Annotated in this window: 16 protein-coding genes and 1 tRNA gene; 4 read left to right on the top strand and 13 right to left on the bottom strand. The window is 65.4% G+C overall.

What is annotated here, in order from left to right:
• Positions 1–212: 212 nt before the first annotated feature.
• The 4 genes from Q8M13_RS16030 to Q8M13_RS16015 all read right to left on the bottom strand — a co-directional run bounded on the left by Q8M13_RS16030 (position 213) and on the right by Q8M13_RS16015 (position 6,006).
• Positions 213–2,876, bottom strand: a complete 2,664-nt coding sequence (locus tag Q8M13_RS16030) for a valine--tRNA ligase (RefSeq protein ID WP_305301068.1) — start codon at positions 2,874–2,876, stop codon at positions 213–215.
• Positions 2,877–3,052: 176 nt separating this feature from the next.
• Entirely contained in the window at positions 3,053–3,598 is a 546-nt protein-coding gene (locus tag Q8M13_RS16025; RefSeq protein WP_305301047.1) for a DUF2497 domain-containing protein, read from the bottom strand.
• A gap of 130 nt (positions 3,599–3,728) precedes the next feature.
• Positions 3,729–5,222, bottom strand: coding sequence for a TolC family outer membrane protein (locus Q8M13_RS16020; protein WP_305301046.1), 1,494 nt, complete (start codon positions 5,220–5,222; stop codon positions 3,729–3,731).
• Between the two features lie 211 nt (positions 5,223–5,433).
• Positions 5,434–6,006 (bottom strand): protein-L-isoaspartate O-methyltransferase, encoded by a 573-nt coding sequence (locus Q8M13_RS16015; protein WP_305301045.1) that lies wholly within the window; start codon positions 6,004–6,006, stop codon positions 5,434–5,436.
• A 152-nt stretch (positions 6,007–6,158) separates the two neighbouring features.
• Here Q8M13_RS16015 and Q8M13_RS16010 point away from each other — a divergent pair.
• Positions 6,159–6,232: transfer RNA gene (locus tag Q8M13_RS16010), tRNA-Cys, on the top strand.
• Positions 6,233–6,319: 87 nt separating this feature from the next.
• On the opposite strand, the gene Q8M13_RS16005 is transcribed toward Q8M13_RS16010, so the two are convergent.
• The 5 genes from Q8M13_RS16005 to Q8M13_RS15985 all read right to left on the bottom strand — a co-directional run bounded on the left by Q8M13_RS16005 (position 6,320) and on the right by Q8M13_RS15985 (position 12,684).
• The gene (locus tag Q8M13_RS16005; protein WP_305301044.1) at positions 6,320–7,102 is read right to left on the bottom strand and encodes an SDR family NAD(P)-dependent oxidoreductase; all 783 of its coding nucleotides are present in this window, start codon (positions 7,100–7,102) and stop codon (positions 6,320–6,322) included.
• A gap of 155 nt (positions 7,103–7,257) precedes the next feature.
• Positions 7,258–8,217, bottom strand: a complete 960-nt coding sequence (locus tag Q8M13_RS16000; protein WP_305301042.1) for an exonuclease domain-containing protein — start codon at positions 8,215–8,217, stop codon at positions 7,258–7,260.
• 315 nt (positions 8,218–8,532) lie between these two features.
• On the bottom strand, positions 8,533–10,350 hold the full coding sequence (locus tag Q8M13_RS15995; protein WP_305301041.1) for an ATP-binding protein: 1,818 nt from the start codon (positions 10,348–10,350) through the stop codon (positions 8,533–8,535).
• A 308-nt stretch (positions 10,351–10,658) separates the two neighbouring features.
• Positions 10,659–11,264, bottom strand: coding sequence for a response regulator FixJ (gene fixJ, locus Q8M13_RS15990; RefSeq protein ID WP_305301040.1), 606 nt, complete (start codon positions 11,262–11,264; stop codon positions 10,659–10,661).
• On the bottom strand, positions 11,257–12,684 hold the full coding sequence (locus Q8M13_RS15985) for a PAS domain S-box protein (RefSeq protein ID WP_305301039.1): 1,428 nt from the start codon (positions 12,682–12,684) through the stop codon (positions 11,257–11,259). Before Q8M13_RS15985 ends, fixJ begins: the two co-directional genes overlap by 8 nt.
• Before the next feature lie 210 nt (positions 12,685–12,894).
• Here Q8M13_RS15985 and Q8M13_RS15980 point away from each other — a divergent pair, with 210 nt between their 5' ends.
• Positions 12,895–13,584 (top strand): alternative oxidase, encoded by a 690-nt coding sequence (locus tag Q8M13_RS15980; RefSeq protein WP_305301038.1) that lies wholly within the window; start codon positions 12,895–12,897, stop codon positions 13,582–13,584.
• 54 nt (positions 13,585–13,638) lie between these two features.
• On the top strand, positions 13,639–14,025 hold the full coding sequence (locus tag Q8M13_RS15975; RefSeq protein WP_305301037.1) for a response regulator transcription factor: 387 nt from the start codon (positions 13,639–13,641) through the stop codon (positions 14,023–14,025).
• On the opposite strand, the gene kynA is transcribed toward Q8M13_RS15975, so the two are convergent.
• Genes kynA through Q8M13_RS15960 form a run of 3 tightly spaced genes read right to left on the bottom strand, consistent with a single transcriptional unit; the run spans position 14,022 to position 16,222 of the window.
• Positions 14,022–14,828 carry a tryptophan 2,3-dioxygenase gene (gene kynA, locus Q8M13_RS15970; RefSeq protein ID WP_305301035.1) on the bottom strand — a complete coding sequence of 269 codons (807 nt, stop codon included), beginning with the start codon at positions 14,826–14,828 and terminating at the stop codon, positions 14,022–14,024. The genes Q8M13_RS15975 and kynA overlap by 4 nt on opposite strands.
• 42 nt (positions 14,829–14,870) lie before the next feature.
• Positions 14,871–15,236 (bottom strand): DUF6285 domain-containing protein, encoded by a 366-nt coding sequence (locus Q8M13_RS15965; protein ID WP_305301033.1) that lies wholly within the window; start codon positions 15,234–15,236, stop codon positions 14,871–14,873.
• Positions 15,233–16,222, bottom strand: a complete 990-nt coding sequence (locus tag Q8M13_RS15960; protein WP_305301032.1) for a phosphotransferase family protein — start codon at positions 16,220–16,222, stop codon at positions 15,233–15,235. Before Q8M13_RS15960 ends, Q8M13_RS15965 begins: the two co-directional genes overlap by 4 nt.
• 184 nt (positions 16,223–16,406) lie before the next feature.
• Here Q8M13_RS15960 and Q8M13_RS15955 point away from each other — a divergent pair, with 184 nt between their 5' ends.
• The gene (locus Q8M13_RS15955; RefSeq protein WP_370870081.1) at positions 16,407–17,699 is read left to right on the top strand and encodes an acyl-CoA dehydrogenase family protein; all 1,293 of its coding nucleotides are present in this window, start codon (positions 16,407–16,409) and stop codon (positions 17,697–17,699) included.
• On the opposite strand, the gene Q8M13_RS15950 is transcribed toward Q8M13_RS15955, so the two are convergent.
• Positions 17,696–18,347: FAD-dependent oxidoreductase (locus Q8M13_RS15950; RefSeq protein ID WP_305301031.1), on the bottom strand; the 652-nt coding region annotated here is incomplete at its 5' end. The two genes, Q8M13_RS15955 and Q8M13_RS15950, sit on opposite strands and share 4 nt — an antisense overlap.

The following is an 18,347-nucleotide window of genomic DNA, read 5'->3' as shown; positions in this document are numbered from 1 at the left end:
CTAGCGTCAGAGGCAAACGGACGTTTGAAGGTTGGGGTCGTCGAAAGTGCGGGCGGCCCAATGCGCTAAGCCCAGCGCTGTTCACACCCACGCTCATTATCCTCCGGTCGTCGAAAAACGATCCAGGGACCCAAGCAGCCTTGTTAGTTTCGCACCTCGGCTTGGGTCCCCCGGATCAGCCTGCGGCTGACCGGAGGATGACGAGTTTGTGCTTAAACCACGGCCTCAAGCAGCGAGAGTGCGTGCTCCAGCTTGGCTTTCGCCGCTTCCGATTCGGCCAGGCGTTCGCGGTTTTCCTCGACCACTTCTTCCTTGGCGTTGGCGACGAAGGCCGGGTTTCCCAGCTTCTTATTCACGTGGGCGATGTCCGACGCATGGCCGGCGATTTCCTTGGCGAGACGCGCGCGCTCCGCCGCTAGGTCGATGAACTCGGCGACCGGCAGAGCCAGTGTCGCGCCATTGACCACGAACGGGATCGCGCCCTCGGGAGCCGAGGCCACGAACTGCAGCTCTGACACCCGCAGGGTCTGGGCGATGACCGCGGCGTTGGCCTCGAACACCGCGCGCTGGGCGTCGTTCGCTTCAACGACCAGCAGCGGCGGACGGGCCGAATGCGGCACGTTCAACTCAGCCTTCACCGAGCGGCCTTCGCTGACGGCGGCGATGATCAGGCCGATCTCGGCGTCGGCGGCGGCGTCGACCAGGCTTTCGGCCAGATCGGGCCAGCGAGCGGTGATCAGCATCCCTTCAGCGCGGGCGGCGCCGAGGTCTGAAGTCTGCGCCCACAGTTCCTCGGTTAGGAACGGCATGACCGGGTGCAACATCTTCAAGATCACGTCGAGCGCCCAGGCTGCGGTCGCCTGGGTTTCGGCCTTGGCGGCCTCGTCCGCGCCGTTGAGGATCGGCTTGGCGAGCTCGACGTACCAGTCGCAATAGGTGTTCCAGATGAAGCGATAGAGGCCGTTGGCCACATCGTCGAAGGCGCAGGCGTCCAGCGCCTTGGTCATCGACTGGACGGTGCGCGCGGTCTCGCCGACGATCCAGCGGTTGAGCGTATTCTTGACCAGAGCAGGGTCGAAGCCTTCGGCTCGGGCGCACCCGTTCATCTCGGTGAAGCGGGTGGCGTTCCAGAGCTTCGTGCCGAAATTCCGATAACCTTCAATGCGCTGCGTCGAAAGCTTGATGTCGCGCGCCTGGCCGGACATCGCCGTCAGGGTGAAACGAAGGGCGTCGGCGCCGTACTGGTCGACCAGTTCCAGCGGGTCCATGACATTGCCCTTTGACTTGGACATCTTCGCACCCTTGGCGTCGCGCACCAGGGCGTTGATGAAGACGCGGTTGAAGGGCACGTCTCCCATGAAGTGCAGGCCCATCATCATCATCCGGGCGACCCAGAAGAAGATGATGTCAAAACCGGTGACAAGGGTGCTGGTCGGGTAAAACCGCTCCAGATCGCTGGTCTTCTCCGGCCAGCCCATGGTCGAGAACGGCCAGAGGCCCGACGAGAACCAGGTGTCGAGGACGTCCTCGTCCTGGCGCAGCGGTTCGTCGCGGCCGTAGTGCTCACGCGCGGCGGCCTGGGCGGCGGCCTCGGTTTCCTCGACGAAGATCTTGCCGTCCGGGCCGTACCAGGCCGGAATGCGGTGCCCCCACCAGAGCTGGCGCGAGACGCACCACGGCTCGATGTTCCGCATCCACTCGAAGTAGGTCTTCTCCCAATGGCGGGGTTCGAAGACGGTGCGCCCCTCCTCCACCGCCTTGATGGCGGGCTGGGCCAGGGTCTTGGCGTCAACGTACCACTGATCGGTCAGGTAGGGCTCGATGACCGAACCGGAACGGTCGCCGTGCGGAACGGCATGGCGGGTCTTCTCGACCTCGCGCAGCAGGCCCAATTCCTCGAAGGCGGCGATGACCTTCTTGCGGGCGGCGAAGCGATCCAGGCCCTGATAATCCTTGGGGCCGTTCTCGTTGATCTTCGCATCATCCGTCAGGATGTTGATCATCGGCAGATTGTTGCGCTTGCCGACCTGATAGTCGTTGAAGTCGTGGGCCGGGGTGATCTTCACCGCGCCGGAGCCCTTTTCGGGATCGGCGTATTCGTCGGCGATGATCGGGATCGGACGCCCGACGATCGGCAGGCGAACCGCCCGGCCGATCAGATGCTTGTAGCGCTCGTCGGTCGGATGGACCGCGACGGCGGTGTCGCCGAGCATGGTCTCGGGACGGGTGGTCGCGACGACGATCTCGCCCGAGCCGTCTTCCAACGGATAGGCGAAGTGCCAGTAGTGGCCGTCGACCTCGCGCTGTTCGACCTCGATGTCGGAGATGGCGGTCTGGAAGTGCGGATCCCAGTTCACCAGCCGCTTGTCGCGGTAGATCAGCTTTTGCTTGTGCAGGGTGACGAACACCTTGCGGACCGCAGCCGACAGGCCATCGTCAAGGGTGAAGCGCTCACGGCTCCAGTCGCAGGACGCGCCCAGGCGGCGAAGCTGGTTGGTGATGGTCCCGCCGCTCTCGGCCTTCCATTCCCAGACCTTGGCGATGAAGTCCTCACGGCCCATGTCGCGGCGGCTGACATTGCCGGCGGCGGCCAGTTGGCGCTCGACCACCATCTGGGTGGCGATACCCGCGTGGTCGGTGCCCGGCAGCCACAGGGCAGCCTTGCCACGCATGCGTTCGAACCGGATCAACACGTCCTGCAGCGTATTGTTCAGCGCATGCCCGATGTGCAGCGACCCGGTGACGTTCGGCGGCGGGATGACGATGGAGAACGGCTCGGCCGCGGGGTCGGACGTCGGCGCGAACGCACCTGAGGCCTCCCACATGGCGTACAGGCGGGACTCGGCGGTTTTGGGATCGAAGTTTTTTTCAAGCATTTCGATGCGCTGCATACATTTTAGCTTCCTCACGTGGAAGCATGATGAGGCCCTTGGACCAGTTTGAGGTCCGCAGCCCCAGTAACAGACAAGCCGCGCCGAGAGATTTCGGCGCGGCTAAGCTGCTTGCGTAGGTGTTGACGTCCGGTCCTGGGCGCAAGACCCAGGGCGGCGTCCTAGCGTACCTGACCGCGTGCGATGCGTTCGACTTCGCGGTCGACCGTCGCCTGGACGATCTGCGGCAGATTGCTGTCCAGCCACTGCTTGAGCAGCGGGCGAAGCAGTTCGCGCACCACGTCTTCCAGCGTACGGCCATCGGCCGGCATCTGGATCGCGGCCGAGAGTTGTCCGAAAGCGGAGGCCGCGGCGGAGGCCGCTATGGCTCCGACAAGGCCCTCGTTCGCCGACACAGGCGGCGGCTCGGGGACATATTCGGGCTCAGGAACGACATGGGGCGAAGCCGCCGGCTCTTCGCTCACAGTCGGCGTATAGACGTCCAGATCGCCGAGGGTCTCGACCCGTTCGGTCAGCTCGAGCACGCCGTCGTCTTCTTCCTCAGGCTCGGGTTCGAAGACGGGGGCAGCGGCCTCGACCGGCGCGGGCTCAGGCTCGGCCTCGGCGGGCGCGCCTTCGTCAGCCGGCACGTCATCTTCGGAGATGATGCGCCGAATGGAGGCCAGGATTTCCTCCATCGTCGGTTCTTGCGAGGTCTGATCGGACATATGGAGGGCCATCGCTACGAGAAAGAATCCGTCGCGCCGTGGTCGGCGCGACGACGTGATCCTGCAATTTCCACCACCGGGCGCAAGGTCCTATTCGCCCAAGGGATGAATGCTTGCGTCGATTGGTCGCCTAGTTCGGCGCCGCCACCGGTCGAGCCGTCGGCTTCTCGACAGTCTTCGGCGTGGTCACGCCATCGACGATCGCGATCGGCTCCTCCCATGGCACCCACCCCCAGGTGACGCGGAGTTTGCCGAAGTTCGCTTTCGGGTCATAGCGGGTGACGGTGGGAACCAGATTCGGCCCCTCGAGCAGCCCCATCTGGGCCAGCACAAGCGAGGCGGCCACATATTCGTCGCGGCGCGCGGTGACCTGGGCCAGCTCCGCCTGCCGCAGTTCCTGCTCGGCGTTCAGCACGTCGAGGGTGGTGCGCAGGCCGACCTGCTGCTCCTGGCGAGTGCCTTCGGCGGCGATGCGGGAGGCCTTCACCTGTTCGTCGGTGGAGGTGATATTCGAACGGCTGGCGATCAGCTGGTTCCAGGCGCCGGTCAGGCTCTGCATCACCGAACGGCGAGCGGTCTCGACGCCGATGCGGTCGGCGTTATTGCGTTCCATCGCCGCACGGATGCGCGAGGAGGTCAGGCCGCCGGTGAACAGCGGCACGCTTACGGTGGCGCTGGCGGCGACCTCGCGCCCGAACAGATCGCGCTCCCACGGATCGGCAGAACCGTTGACGCCAAGCGAGCCGTTCAACCCGACTGTCGGCATGCGTTCGGCCTTGGCGGCGGCGACCCGCGCCTTGCTGGCCTGTTGCGCGTATTCGGCGGCGCGGATTTGCGGATTGCTCTCTTCAGCAGCCGCAAAGGCCTGAGTCACGTCGGCGGGCAGCAGGGTCGCCAGCGAGGGCTCTGGGGCCAGGTCGCCGGGATTTTGACCGACGAGGGCGGCGTAGGCCGCGCGGCTGATCGCGAGTTGCGCTTGGGCCTGTGTCAGCAGCGATTGGGCGGCGGCAAGACGCGCCTCGGACTGGGCGACGTCTGTGCGCGTGATCTCGCCGACATCGAATCGCGCCGTAGATTCGTCGAGCTGGCGGCGCAGGACGCCGACGTTTTCCTGGCGGATGCGCAAGGCTTCCTGGTCGCGGCGGACATCGACATAGGCCTGGATCACGGCCTGCAAGACACTGGATTCAGTCCGGCGGAGATTCTCGCGGCCAGTCAGAATGTCGGCTTCGGCGGCCGACACGGTCGCGGCGACCCGCCCCCCCGTGTAGAGCGGCTGCGACAAGCTAAGGGTGGCGATCGCGCTATTGGATTCCACCAGATTGCGGCCTTCCGGATCGCGGATGCCGTTCAGGTTGCGGTCCACGCCGCCCGGGCGACGCACTTCAGAGTAACCCACGCGCCCTTGGGCCGAAGCCTGCGGGCGATATCCGGAGCGGGCCTGAACCCAGTTCTCGTCCAAGGCCCGCTGCGTCGCACGCTGGGCCTGGAGGGTCGGGTTGGAGTCGTAAGCGAGCGCGATGGCCTCGGCCAGGGTTTCGGCGGAGGCGGGCGCCGCCAGGCCCAGCGCAAGACCTGCGCTGCAGACGGCGGCGAACAGAGCTCCGCGACGAGTATTGAACATGCTTATCCCCGGGACGGCGTAGAGAGACCGACCCCTATATGACGGCCTATTCGGCGCCGCACTAGTGGCCGTGAGCTTAAGCTTTTGTCACACCCAAATTTCGACGGTGTTTCACCAGCCGCGTCTGAAGCGACCTGGGTTTCAAGCTCGTCCAGGAACCGCCGTTGCAATCAGCCTCAACTTGGCGTTCAGCCAAGGCGCGGCCGTTCACCTAGAAGGCGAATCCCTCAGCCGGTTCAAAGCCCTTGAGGACCGGCGCCATGGCGTCAAACAGCGTGCGACGACCAACACCGTCCTCGGCACGGGTGTAGAGCGCGGCCTTGCCCGTCGGGCCTTCCCGCTCGATCACGCCCAGGCGCCCGCCGAGGCTCAGAGCCGCCAGCCACGAATCAGGAGCCCGGGTGACCGCACCCTCGACGATGATCAGATCGTAGTTCGCGCCAGGAATGGCGCTGAGGTCTTCGGCATCGAATCGCTCGACCGACAGGCCCAGGGTCTCAAGCACGGTCGCGGCGTAGGGAGCGGCGATGGCCAGGGCGCGCTCGCCCGCCATGGGCTTGAGGGCCTGCAGCAGCTTGGAGACTTCGCGCGGACGCAGCAGATAGCGATCCGGCGCGTATTCTACCGCAGCGTCAGCATAGGCTTGGTAGGCCTTGTCGGCTAGGACCAGGCTCTCGCGGGGAATCGCCCGCATCGCGTCGTGCAGACGCACGTCGGTCACGTCGTTGGTGCGGACTTGGCTCTCGACCATGTTGAGCCGGGCGGCGGCGAAATCGGAGGCCATAATTCCTCGACGTAAGAAGGCGTAGGGATACGAAACTTTCGCGCGCTTATAGGTCCGCCGCCGACATGAAGGCAATCGGAGCCTTCAAGAGAGATTGCCGAGCGCGGGACGTTCTGTTAGCGATCCGCCCTCCCCGGCCAAAAGCCGGCGGCGGCCTGATGGCGGAGTGGTTACGTAGCGGACTGCAAATCCGCGCACCCGAGTTCGATTCTCGGTCAGGCCTCCAAACTTTCCCACAAGTTGGCTGTTCACCTTCGGTGCAAACGCCACGGGTCGGTTTGCAAACTCGTCCCGTCACGACGGGCGCGCAGCCTCAGCGCGGCTGCATGCGGATCGCGCCGTCGAGACGCACATCCTCACCGTTCAGATAACCGCAGGTGATCATGGTCTCGGCCAGCTGGGCGAACTCCTCGGCTACTCCAAGCCGCTTGGGGAACGGCACAGAGGCGGCCAGGCCAGCCTTCACATGTTCGGCGGCGCGCCCCAGCAGTGGCGTATCGAAGATCCCGGGCAGGATGGTGTTCACGCGGATCGCCTCGCTTGAGAGGTCACGCGCAATCGTCAGGGTCATGCCGACGATGCCCGCCTTGGAGGCTGTGTAAGCCACCTGTCCGATCTGGCCGTCTTCAGCAGCCACCGAAGCTGTGTTGACGATCGCGCCCCGGTCGCCGTCATCCAGCACGGGCAAAGTCAGCATTCCGGCCGCGCTCTTGGTGATGCAGCGGAAGGTGCCGATCAAATTGATCTGTACAATTCGCTCGAAATTCTCGAGCGGATATTCCTTGATCTCGCCCGTCTGCTTGTCGCGCGACACGGTCTTGGCCCCGCCCCCGACGCCGGCGCAGTTCACCAGTATCCGCTCCTGGCCGTGAGCGGCGCGCGCCTTCGCAAAGGCTGCGTCCACCTCGGTCGATGAACTGACATTGGCTTGGCAAAACACCCCGCCAAGCTCCTTCGCCAGGGCTTCGCCCCGCTCTACGTCCAGATCGAACAGCGCCACCTTCACGCCCTGGCTCGCCAGCCGGCGGGCCGTGGCGGCGCCTAGGCCCGATGCGCCACCGGTGATGACTGCGGAAACGGTGTTGTCGAGCTTCATCTCAGGTCCTCCACGGACCCTTTGTAGACCGGGCCTTCCGTGACGGGAGTCTAGCGCCCAACGTACGCCTTCGCTCGGAGCTGCATTTTTCAGCGAATGCCGATGGAGTCCAGGGCGAGGCGCTTCGACCCTGATAGTCAGATGAGGCTGGGAGCCTAAAGTTCAGGTGGCCTTGAAGCTCCGGCGCCCGCCGAAGCAAGAACGCGAAGTTCTTCCCCGCTCAAAATTCGGAGCGGCTTGCCTGCGGCGATGAGGGCCTCGGCTTTTTGATAGTTCGCGCTACGGCGAATTCCGAACGTGAATGGTCGGGCGGCGGCGACGACAAGGAGCGTGGTGGTCTCGCCGAGGCCCGACATGATCCGGCCGCCGGCGTCAGCCACGACCGCCGGCAACTCTGGGTCGCTGTGACGGCTCATGAACGCCACGCGCTCTCCAGCCAGCGGACCATTTTCCGCAGGCGTTGGCCAAGGCGACCTTGAAGATTTGGCTGCCTGTTTGCGCCACGGGCCCGCCATCCAACCATCAAGGTCGATGCCCGTGTGGTCCATCGCCTTCAGAATCGCCCAGCCAGCCACCCGCGCATCGCTCAGCGCATCGTGGTGGCGATGCTCCAGACCAAGATGCGCCGCCACGACGTTGAGCTTATGGCTTGGCAGATCCGGCCAAGCGTGACGGGCGACCCGAACGCTGTCGAGCCAACGGGCGTCGATCGCTGGAACCCCTGCCTGGGCGCAGGCCGCCCCCAGCGCCGTCCTGTCGAAGTTCGAGTGGGCGACAGCGACGCGGCCCCCCAAGTGGGCCGAGATCATGCCGTGCAGCCGGGCATAGTTCGGCTTGCCACGCACATGCTTCGCACCGATGCCGTGGAGCCGCGTATTGAACGCGTCGAACCTGTCCTCCGGATCGATCAAGCTCTCATAGGTCAGAACTTCCCGGCCCCCCGCGAAGCCGACAATGCCAATCTGGCAGATGCTGGACGTCCGCGAGCAGGCGGTTTCGACGTCCACGACGACGAAATCGAGGTCGAGATCCGTGATGGTTGGGTCCGGTGTCAGGGGAAGCGTCAGATCGGGAGCTGGGCGAAGGCCAAGCCCAGCAGACAGTCGATCCAGCAACTTCAACCTCCCCCCGCCCGCGCCCACGCCTGTGGACGTTGACGACCGTTCACGCAGGAAGCGTTGGTTAGCTGCTCATCGGCGTCAAACCAAGGGCGGCGCGCCGAAAGGCCGCCATGACTGGCCCTGCATCGACGAATTTGGGCAAGCCGACTTGATCGGCCCACCGCCAAAGCGTTGGTCGCGCCAACGCTTTCGCCCGCTAGGTCGATGCGGGCGACGTCTCGAGGAACCGCTCGGCCGCTCCTGAAGACGCGGGGATAACTAGGACCGGGCTCAAGGCGGCGAGGTCGGCGCACCAGACGACGGCCCACATCATCTGGCCGAGCGAACGTCCTCGTCCTCGCCATGATCAAGGCCGCGCGCCGCTAGGGCGATGGCCTCGAACAGACGTGCGACCTTGATCGGCTTGCTGACGTGATCATCCATTCCCGCCGCCTTCAGATCAGTGACCTGATGGACCATGGCGTTGGCCGTCAAGGCGATCACGGGCGTGCGAGGACGACCGCTGGCCCGCTCGCGGGCGCGGATCTCCCTCACGGCTGAAACGCCGTCCATCACAGGCATCTGGACGTCCATGAGGATCATGTCCCATGGCGCGCTTTCCCAAGCGGCGACCGCCTGGGCCCCATCCTCTACGATGGTCGGGCTCACGCCAATCTGGGCGAGCAGCGCGGTCAGCACGGTTCGGTTCACCTCGTTGTCTTCCGCCGCCAGGATGCGCAACGTCATCGACGCCGGTTGCGCCGGTTCATCGTTGGCCGAGGCCTCCAGCCTGTCGCCCACTCGCTCCAACGGCAGGCTAACGATGAAGGTCGAGCCGTCCGCGTCGGTGCTCTCGACCGAGATGGTTCCCCCCATGAGCTCGCAGAGCTCGCGACAGATCGCCAGCCCGAGGCCGGTCCCGCCGTGGCGACGGGTGGTCGTCGTATCCAACTGCTCAAACTTGCGGAACAAACGTGCGCGGTGAGTTTCCAGAATCCCTGGACCAGTGTCGCTGACCGCGACCTGGACCACGCCCCCGACCCTGGCGACCGCAACCCGGACCTCGCCCCGAGGCGTGAACTTCACGGCGTTGGAAATCAGGTTGTAGAGCACCTGCCGCAGCCGGAGCGGATCACCGCGATAGACGCCGGGCGCGCCCTCCCCCATCTCCAGATGCAGCTCCAGCCCCTTGGCTGCGGCCGCCGGTGCGAAGGCGGCGATCGACGCGTGCAACACTTCGCGCAGCTCGAACTCCACGGTCTCGATCTCAAGCCGGCCCGCCTCGATCTTGGCGAGGTCGAGCACATCGTTGAGGATCTCGGTCAAGGCCTCGCCCGAGCGCTGAATGACCCCCAGACGCCCGCGCTGGGCGTCTGAAAGATGATCGGCGGACATCGCCTGGGCCATGCCGAGGACGCCGTTCAGCGGCGTTCTGATCTCGTGACTGATCGTCGCCAGGAAGGTGCTCTTGGCCGCATTGGCGTCCGCCGCCTCGGTTTCCTTTTCGATCGCGGCCTGCAGCGCCAGGGCCATCCGGCGCTCGATATTCCGGCGCTTGAAGGCGGCCTGCAGCACGTAGGTGAAGAAGCCGCAGACGGCGAGCAGAACGAGCAGGATCTCGACCCACACCGCCACCCCGCCCAGCCAGGTAAGGCTGGACATCACGGTGACGAAGCTGACGATCAACGAAGCCGCACCGATCCGGCGCGAAATCACGAACTCGTCGGCCGCGCTGAGCGAGATGGCGCCCATCATGACGAGACCGCCGGCCAAGGCCGTGTGAGAGCCGCCCACGATCAGGGCGAAGGGCAAGGTACAGTAAGCTGCAGTCTGCGCCGCTGTCGCCAGCGCGACGATCACTTCCCAGCGTCGAGCCGGCGCCGGCTGACGCCCCGCCAGATCGCACAGCGCCCAACTGCTTCCGATCATCAGTATGTTGGCCGCCAACCACGCCGCCGCGAAACTCGGGCCCAGCCAGACCCAGGCCCCGACCGCCGCCAAGACGCTCATTGGAATAATGGCCAGCCGGTCGCGCCGACGGAAGGCGATGATCCGCATCCAACTCAATTGCGAGGCGACAAAGTCGCCATCGGTCGCGACCGGCGTGGTGTGGACGCGGGCCGCCCGGCTGCGCCAGACAGACTTCATCGGCGTCACTCCAATCGGTGCAGGCCGATCATAGATCCACGGTTGAGCTTTCCGAGTCGTTAGCCCCCCGAGCCGATCAGTCGAAAAGACGCCGCGCGGGCGATCCGTAAGACTACTTAAGGAGGTGTCCCGAATTTTCGAAACGGCGGCCAAGCGCCACGGTGAGTTCACTCAAAGGAGCTCAGACATGACTTTTGAAACCCTTTACCTGACGCTGGTTGTGGTCTCGTTTTCCACCTTCGCCTTGGTCCTCGGCGGAGCCGGCATCTGGTGCGCCCTGGACAAGGCTCCCGCTCGCAAATGAGCGGTCAGGCGCGCTCGGCCAGCATGGCCATGCGCACCAATTCCGACAGGCTGGCCGCCTTCATCTTGGTCATGACGTTTGCGCGGTAGATTTCCACCGTGCGCGGGCTGATGCCGAGATCGAAGGCGATCACCTTGTTCGCGTGACCGGCCACGAGCCCGTCCAGCACCTCACGTTCACGTCCAGACAGCGACGTGAGCCGGCCCGTTATCTCGGCCACCTCGGCCGCGCCGCGCCGACCCTCCTCGCCGCTCCGCAACGCCGTGGCGATGGCGGCAAGCAGGATGTCGTCGTTGAACGGCTTTTCGATGAAATCGGCGACGCCGGCCTTCATCGCCTCCACGGCCAGCGGCACATCGGCGTGGCCGGTGATCATGATGATCGGCAGGGTGAAACCCTGCGCCTTCAGCCGCCTGACCAACTCGATGCCGGTCATTTCAGGCATGCGTACGTCGGTGACGACGCAGCCGCTGGTGACGTCGGGCAAGGCCTCAAGAAAGGCGATCGCCGAGTCGTAGACACGGGTCTCAAGCTTCGCCGTCTCCAGCAGGAAGGACAGGGAGTCGCGAACGGCTGGATCGTCGTCGATCACATGCACCAGTTCAGCCATCGAGTTCCTCGTCTGCTACGCTGCGCAAAGTGAAATGGAAGCTCGCGCCGCCGCCGGGAGTCGGCTCGGCCCAAATCCGACCGCCATGAGCCTCGACGATCGTGCGCGAAATCGACAGGCCCACCCCCATGCCATGACGCTTGGTGGTTATGAAGGGCTGGAACAGTTGGTCGGCCACTTCCGGGCTGATTCCGGCTCCAGTGTCCGCGACGGTGATCTGGACAAACCCTTCCTCGACCGGGCGGGCGGCGACGTGAAGCTCGCGACGCGGCGAGGCCTCCATCGCGTCGATGGCGTTGCGGATCAGGTTCAGCACCACCTGCTGGATCTGCACCCGGTCGGCCAGGACCAGGTTCACGGCCGGGTCGAGGTCGAACTGGACCCGCACCCCGTGTTCCTTGGCGCCGACCAGGGCCAAGGCGCCGGCCTCCTCGATCAGCTTGGGCAGGCTTTCCAGCCGACGCTCAGTCTCGCCCCGCGAAACGAAGTCCCGAAGTCGGCGGATGATCTCGCCAGCGCGCAACGTCTGTTCGCTGGCTTTTTCCAAGGCCTCGGTGAGGCGGTCGCGCGGGATGTCCTCGGCCCCCAGCAAACGCACCGATCCGCGCAGATAGTTGGCGATGGCCGAGAGCGGCTGGTTCAATTCGTGGGCCAGGGTCGAGGCCATTTCACCCAGCGCCGTCAGTCTGGAGATATGGACCAGCTCCGACTGCAACTCCTGCAGCCGCGCCTCGGTCCGTTGGCGCTCGGTCAGGTCGCGGACGAAACCGGTGAAGAACCGGCCACCCTCGGTCCGCATCTCGCCGACCGCCAACTCCATGGGGAAGGTCGAGCCATCCTTGCGCTCGCCCACCACCACACGGCCCATGCCGATAATCCGGCGCTCGTGGGTCCGGTAGTAGCGTTGCAGATAGCCGTCGTGCGCCTCCTTGTGGGGCGCGGGCATCAGCAAACGGACATTGCGCCCGACCGTCTCGGCCGAGGTCCAGCCGAACAGGCGCTCGGCGGCGCTGCTGAAGGACTGGATGACGCCGAGTTCGTCGATGACGATCATGGCGTCAGGGACGGTGTCGAGGATCGAACTCAGATGGGCTTCGCGGGCGATGAGATCGCGGTTGATCGCAGCGGCCTCGCGCCGGGACCGCTGAAACCACTCCCCGCCCGTGACGATCGCCGCCGCCACGCCGGCGAACACCACCGCGCTGGCGATGTCGGCGCGGCCGAGCGTTTCCACCCGCGTCGCCAGGGCTAATCCGCAGCCGAGCCCAAACAGGGAAGCCAAGGCCCCAGGGGCGACCCCGCCATAGGCCGAGGCCATGACCACCGCGGGCACGAAGACCAGGAAGGCGACTCGCTCGCCCACGACGGGCTGCAGGATCAGGTGCGCGAAGACGCCGGCCGCTGTCGCCAGAATCGCCACGGCGACGCCGGTCCAGAGGTTGGACGCCTTGTTCTGCAGCCTGCGGCTCCTTTGGTTCGCTGGAGAGGTAATAGCCCGACCGATCGTCAACAGGAGTTACGGGATTCCCCTTAAGCGGAAGACACGGATGTTGTCCAAGCCTGGCGGAACTTATCGGTAGCCATGAACTCGCCGCCAGTTGGGTGGCCACAGGGTCACCAGGAGCCTGATATGACCGCCCCCGCCGTAGACGCCACCCTTCATCACCAGCCTGTCGGGGCCTCCGATCAGATCGCCTACGGGTTCGTGAAACTGCTGCGTTTCTGCGCCGACACCTTCTTCGCCAAGCGTTATGGCCACCGCGCCGTGGTCCTTGAGACCGTCGCCGCCGTGCCCGGCATGGTCGGCGCGACCCTCAACCACCTGAAGTGCCTGCGCCGGATGTGCGACGACAAGGGTTGGATCAAGACCCTGATGGACGAAGCCGAGAATGAGCGCATGCACCTGATGACCTTCATCGAGGTCAGCAAGCCCACCGCTTTCGAACGCTTCGTCGTGGTGGCGGTGCAATGGGTCTTCTACCTGTTCTTCTTCGGCCTCTATCTCGTCTCTCCCAAGACCGCTCACCGGGTGGTCGGCTACTTCGAGGAAGAAGCGGTGATCAGCTACACCCACTATCTCGCCGAGATCGACGAGGGCCGCTCCGCGAACGTGCCGGCGCCGCAGATCGCCAAGACCTACTGGGGCCTGCCAGACACCGCGACGCTGCGGGATGTGGTCCTGGTGGTCCGCGCCGACGAGGCTCACCACCGCGACGTCAACCACGGCTACGCCAACGAACTGATCGGCCTGCCGCAAATCCCGGTCGCCCCCTGCCCACCGCATGCGGTGCTGGAACCAACCTGGAAAGCCGCCGCCTAGTCGAAAGGAAGCGTGGGACCTGGGCCGTCGGCCTGGGTCTCGCCGATCTCAGCCATGATCGACACGCCTGCCCCCGCCCCGCTGCTGCTCGTCGACGACGATCCAGCCATCCGCACGTCGCTGAAGTTCGCCCTCGAGATCGAGGGCTATGCGGTCGAGACCTATGCCGATGCCGAGAGCCTGGCCGCCCGCCAGGACCTTCCCGACACCGGTTGCCTGGTAGTCGATTATCAGCTTCCGGGCATGGATGGCCTAGAGCTGGTCGAAACCCTCCGCCGCCGCGCCGTCTCGCTGCCGGCGCTGCTGATCACGACCCAACCAACCCGCCAAGTGCGGCTGCGCGCCCAGCAGGCCGGAGTCGGCATCGTCGAAAAACCGCTGCTGTCGAGTTCGCTGGGCGATGCGGTCGCCAGGTTGCTGGCCCCCTCCGCCCCGCATTAGAGCGAGGTGCGGACCCGGAACAGCTCTGGGAAGAACGAGCCTTCCAACGCTTTAGCCAGATAGGCAGCGCCGGCGCTGCCGCCGGTGCCCTGCTTGAACCCGATGATCCGCTCGACGGTCTTCAGGTGCGCGAAGCGCCATTGCTGGAAGCGGAACTCCAGATCGACCAGCTTCTCGGCCAGTTCATAGAGATCCCAGTAGCGTTCCGGGTCGCGATAGACGCTGACCCAGGCGGCCTCGACGGCGGCGTTGGCCTCGTGCGGCAGACGCAGATCGCGCTCCAGCAGCTCGGCCGGAATATCGAAGTCCCGTCGCGACAACAGCCGAACGCACTCGTCATAGAGACTAGGCTCCGCCAGGGCCGTTTCGAGCACGCCATGGACCTCGGTGGTCTCATGGACCCGCAGCATCGAGGCGTCCTTGGCCCCCATCAGGAACTCCAGCATCCGATACTGGAATGACTGGAAGCCCGAGCTTTGGCCCAGGTGCGGGCGCAGGGCGTGATAGTCGCTGGGCGTCATGGTCCCCAGCACGTCCCAGGACTGGATCAACTGCCCCTGGATGCGACTGACCCGGGCGATCATCTTGAAGGCTGGGCCTAGGTCATCGTCGCGGATGTGCTGACGGGCGGCCGCCAGTTCGTGGATGGAGAGCTTCAGCCACAGCTCGGAAGCCTGGTGGATGATGATGAACAGCAGTTCGTCGTGCTCGTCCGAACGTGGCCGCTGGGCGGACAGCAGGGTGTCGAGGCCCAGATAGTCACCGTAGCTCATGGCCGGCGGGGTATGCAATTTCTCGCTCATGGCGCGGTCATATCGCAATTTCCGCGCCGCAGAACCGGGTTCCTACGCCAGGCGCCCGGGCTCCGGAGCGTAGTTCGGCTGATCGATGGCGATTTGTTCGACGATATTGGCCTTCAGGGCCGCTAGCAGGCCGGGCGTGTCGCGATCCATCGCCCCTTCCCGCAAGCGCGCGCACAGGTCAGCGTTCAGTTCAGGCAGGGAGCCATCTCGGCCCAGCAATTCCGACAGCCGCTGAGTGGCGGCCGCTTCCGCCGCCCCTCCCTGGAGCAGTTCGCGCCGCACGACGCTCAGCGCATTGGCGGCGACCCGGGCCAGGAATGCATCCCGGGGATTGAGCTCGGAGCGAACGCAGTCTATCCAGCCGGCGACGGCGTCTAACAGCTCCTCGGCGCGGGGATGGTCGATCACAGCCCGTTCTCCAACAAGGTGACGAGGTCGATCTCGGTTTCCGACACCCGGCGTCCGATCATCGGCCGCTCGACCGAGACTTCGGTTCCGTTGGCGTAGCTGGCGTACATCATCAGGCACATCACGCCCCACTTCAGCGAGCCGAGGGCTTGCCAATAGAGCACCCGTGACAGCGGGATCTCTTCCCCGCCCGCCGCGACATAGCCGTCCAGCAAGTCGCGATATTCGCCAAAGCCGCCAACCGGGCGGTCGCTGCGGCCGAACCGCCAGGAATTCACGCAGATCCAGCCCAGATCCTCGGCCGGGTCGCCCATGTGCGACAGCTCCCAATCGAGGACGGCGGCGACGCCCTGCTCAGGGTCCACCATCAGATTGCCGTTGCGGAAGTCCCCGTGTAGCAGCACCGCCGGTCGCGGCGGCGGCGGGTGCTTCTTCAGGTGCTGGAAGGCCAGCTCTAGGATCGGGCGCTCTGCGCCGGAATTACGATAGACCTCTTCGTAACGAGCCAGTTCCTCCAGCGCGTCGACAGTTTTGAGACCGGCCGGCGGCGTGGCCGAGTGAATCTGGGCCAGGATCGCCCCGCACTGCCGGGCGAGACCGGGCCGCACAGCATCGAAGCGCGGGTCCGAGACGATCTTGCGGCCGAGGGTCTCGCCGGAGATGCGGCGGGTGATGTGCGCCTCGCCCAGGCCATCCTGCGGGCGCGCCAGATGCACCAGCGGCGCGACCGGGGCGCCGACGGCCGACGCCGCGGTGATCAGAGCCGCCTCGACCTCAAGGGACACCGAACGCGCAGCCTCCGGATCGAAGGGCCCGGAGCGGCGGCGCAGGATCAACTCCTCACGGCCCCGCCCGCCGACCAATGCGAACGCCCACGTCTCCATGCTGGCGCCGCCCGACAGGCGCTGGAGATCGGCGATCTCCGCCCCCTCCCCGCCCAGCGTCGGAGCCAGCCCTTTCAGTGCCTCGAAAACCTCGCCCTGCATGACGTCGCGGCGCCTTCCCACTGATCCGACCTGCCGATTGGGAAGGTCATTTGATCGTGTGTAAACGCCGAAATGACCTGCGCCCACCCTGACCCGGCGGAAGCTGAAACCTGGGTTAGAGTGGTTTCAAACAACTCGAGCGTCGGGACTTCGAGCCGGCGCCAGCCCCCAGGAGGAGACCGCCGTGGACTTCAGCATGCCGCCCGAAATCGAGGCCTATCTGGCCGAGTTGGACGCCTTCATCGAGGCGAAGATCAAGCCGTTGGAGCAGCAGGACGACAACATCCGCTACTTCGACCATCGGCGTGAATACGAGCGTACCGACTGGGACGCCGGCGGCCTGCCCAAGAAGGAATGGGAAGAGCTGCTGGCCAAGGCCCGCAAGCTGGCCGACGAGGCCGGTCACCTGCGCTTCGCCTGGCCCAAGGAGATGGGCGGCAAGGACGGCTCCAACCTGGCCATGGCGGTGATCCGCGAGCACCTGGCCGCCAAGGGCCTGGGCCTGCACAACGACCTGCAGAACGAACACTCCATCGTCGGCAACAACCCCTTCATCCTGATGTTCAAGGAGTTCGCCACCAACGCCCAGTACGCCCGCGACGGCGACAAGCTGTTGGCCGGGCAGATGCGGACCGGCTTCGGCCTGACCGAGCCCAACCACGGCTCTGACGCCACCTTCATGGAAACCACGGCGGTCCCCCACGAGAAGGACGGTCAGCCCGGCTGGCTGATTCGCGGCGAGAAAATGTGGACGACCGGCATGCACGTGGCCACCCACGTGATGGTCTTCGCCAGGACGTCGGGAAAGGACGGCGACGCCACCGGCATCACCTGCTTCATCGTGCCGGCCGACGCGCCCGGCGTGAAGGTCGAGGAATACCTCTGGACCTTCAACATGCCGACCGACCACCCGCGGGTCAGCTTCACCGACGTCTGGGTGCCGGAGGACAGCTACTGGGGCCAGATCGACCGCGGCCTGGGGCTGGGCCAGTCATTCGTCCACCAGAACCGCATCCGCCAGGCGGCGTCGTCGCTGGGGGCGGCGGTGTTCTGCATCGAGGAGAGCGTGAAGTACGCCCGAACCCGCAAGCCATTCGGCAAGGCGCTGGCCGAAAACCAGGCGATCCAGTGGCCGCTGGTGGAGCTGGCGACCCAGTGCGAGATGTTGCGGCTGCTGATCCGCAAGACCGCCTGGGACATGGACAACATGCCCCACAAGGAGGTCGAGAAGCAGCTCTCCGACAAGGTGTCGATGTGCAACTACTGGGCTAACCGCCTGGTCTGCGAAGCCGCCGACCGAGCGATGCAGGTGCATGGCGGCATCGGCTATTCACGCCACAAGCCGTTCGAGCACATCTATCGCCACCACCGTCGCTACCGGATCACGGAGGGCGCCGAGGAGATTCAGATGCGCAAGGTCGCGGCCTTCCTATTCGGCTACCTCGGACCGCGCCGCGCCCTGTTCAAGGACGCCTAGGTCTTCAGCTTCGCGAACATCGCCTTGTGATTAGCGAGGATCTTGGCCGTGGTGGCCGGGTCCTCGTCAGTCGACCAGTTTCCGCGCTCGAAGGTGCCGCCCAGAATGATCCCGTCGCGGCGCGGGAACATGTAGCTCCAGTTCGAGACCAGATTGTAGGTCACCTCGGGCTGCGGGAGCAGAACGACGAGTTGGCCCCGCGCCGGGATCATCTCCTTGTCGCCGAAGAGTTCTCCCGCGCCGAGGCCCGTGCAGTTGAAGATCACCGGTTCCTTCAACGCCTGGAGTTCGGACTGGCTCTTGAAGTCACGCACGACGATGCGCCCGCCGGCGGCGAAGACGTCCTCCATCATGGCCTGAAGGTAGATCGGCGGCTCCACCATCATGCTGTCCCAGTACTGCAGGATCGACCTGCCGAAGGGATGCTCGCCGGCGGGTACGGTCCGACGCTCCGGCGCCAGGGCGGCGAGGCGGTTGAATAGGAAACTCCCGCCCAAATCGTCTTCGTCGAGGGAGTAATTCCGGGTCCACCGCACGCCGTATTCGGGCGCGGAGAGTTGCTGGAAATGCAGATAGGAGAGCTTCGCCGCTTTTTCGAACTGCGTGATGAACTGCGGCGTCGCGTCCTTGGCGCTGAAGACCGACGCC

It is taken from the genome of Phenylobacterium sp., from assembly GCF_030681155.1.
Classification (GTDB): Bacteria; Pseudomonadota; Alphaproteobacteria; order Caulobacterales; family Caulobacteraceae; genus Phenylobacterium.
Note: the sequence above shows the minus strand (reverse complement) of the source record. Positions and strands in the feature narration are given on the sequence as shown.

Bases quoted from the DNA above. Each gene is read 5' to 3' on its own strand.
- Q8M13_RS16030 (WP_305301068.1), bottom strand. From the start codon at position 2,876: ATGCTTGAAAAAAACTTCGATCCCAAAACCGCCGAGTCCCGCCTGTAC.
- Q8M13_RS16025 (WP_305301047.1), bottom strand. From the start codon at position 3,598: ATGTCCGATCAGACCTCGCAAGAACCGACGATGGAGGAAATCCTGGCC.
- Q8M13_RS16020 (WP_305301046.1), bottom strand. From the start codon at position 5,222: ATGTTCAATACTCGTCGCGGAGCTCTGTTCGCCGCCGTCTGCAGCGCA.
- Q8M13_RS16015 (WP_305301045.1), bottom strand. From the start codon at position 6,006: ATGGCCTCCGATTTCGCCGCCGCCCGGCTCAACATGGTCGAGAGCCAA.
- Q8M13_RS16005 (WP_305301044.1), bottom strand. From the start codon at position 7,102: ATGAAGCTCGACAACACCGTTTCCGCAGTCATCACCGGTGGCGCATCG.
- Q8M13_RS15995 (WP_305301041.1), bottom strand. From the start codon at position 10,350: ATGAAGTCTGTCTGGCGCAGCCGGGCGGCCCGCGTCCACACCACGCCG.
- fixJ (WP_305301040.1), bottom strand. From the start codon at position 11,264: ATGGCTGAACTGGTGCATGTGATCGACGACGATCCAGCCGTTCGCGAC.
- Q8M13_RS15980 (WP_305301038.1), top strand. From the start codon at position 12,895: ATGACCGCCCCCGCCGTAGACGCCACCCTTCATCACCAGCCTGTCGGG.
- Q8M13_RS15975 (WP_305301037.1), top strand. From the start codon at position 13,639: ATGATCGACACGCCTGCCCCCGCCCCGCTGCTGCTCGTCGACGACGAT.
- kynA (WP_305301035.1), bottom strand. From the start codon at position 14,828: ATGAGCGAGAAATTGCATACCCCGCCGGCCATGAGCTACGGTGACTAT.
- Q8M13_RS15960 (WP_305301032.1), bottom strand. From the start codon at position 16,222: ATGCAGGGCGAGGTTTTCGAGGCACTGAAAGGGCTGGCTCCGACGCTG.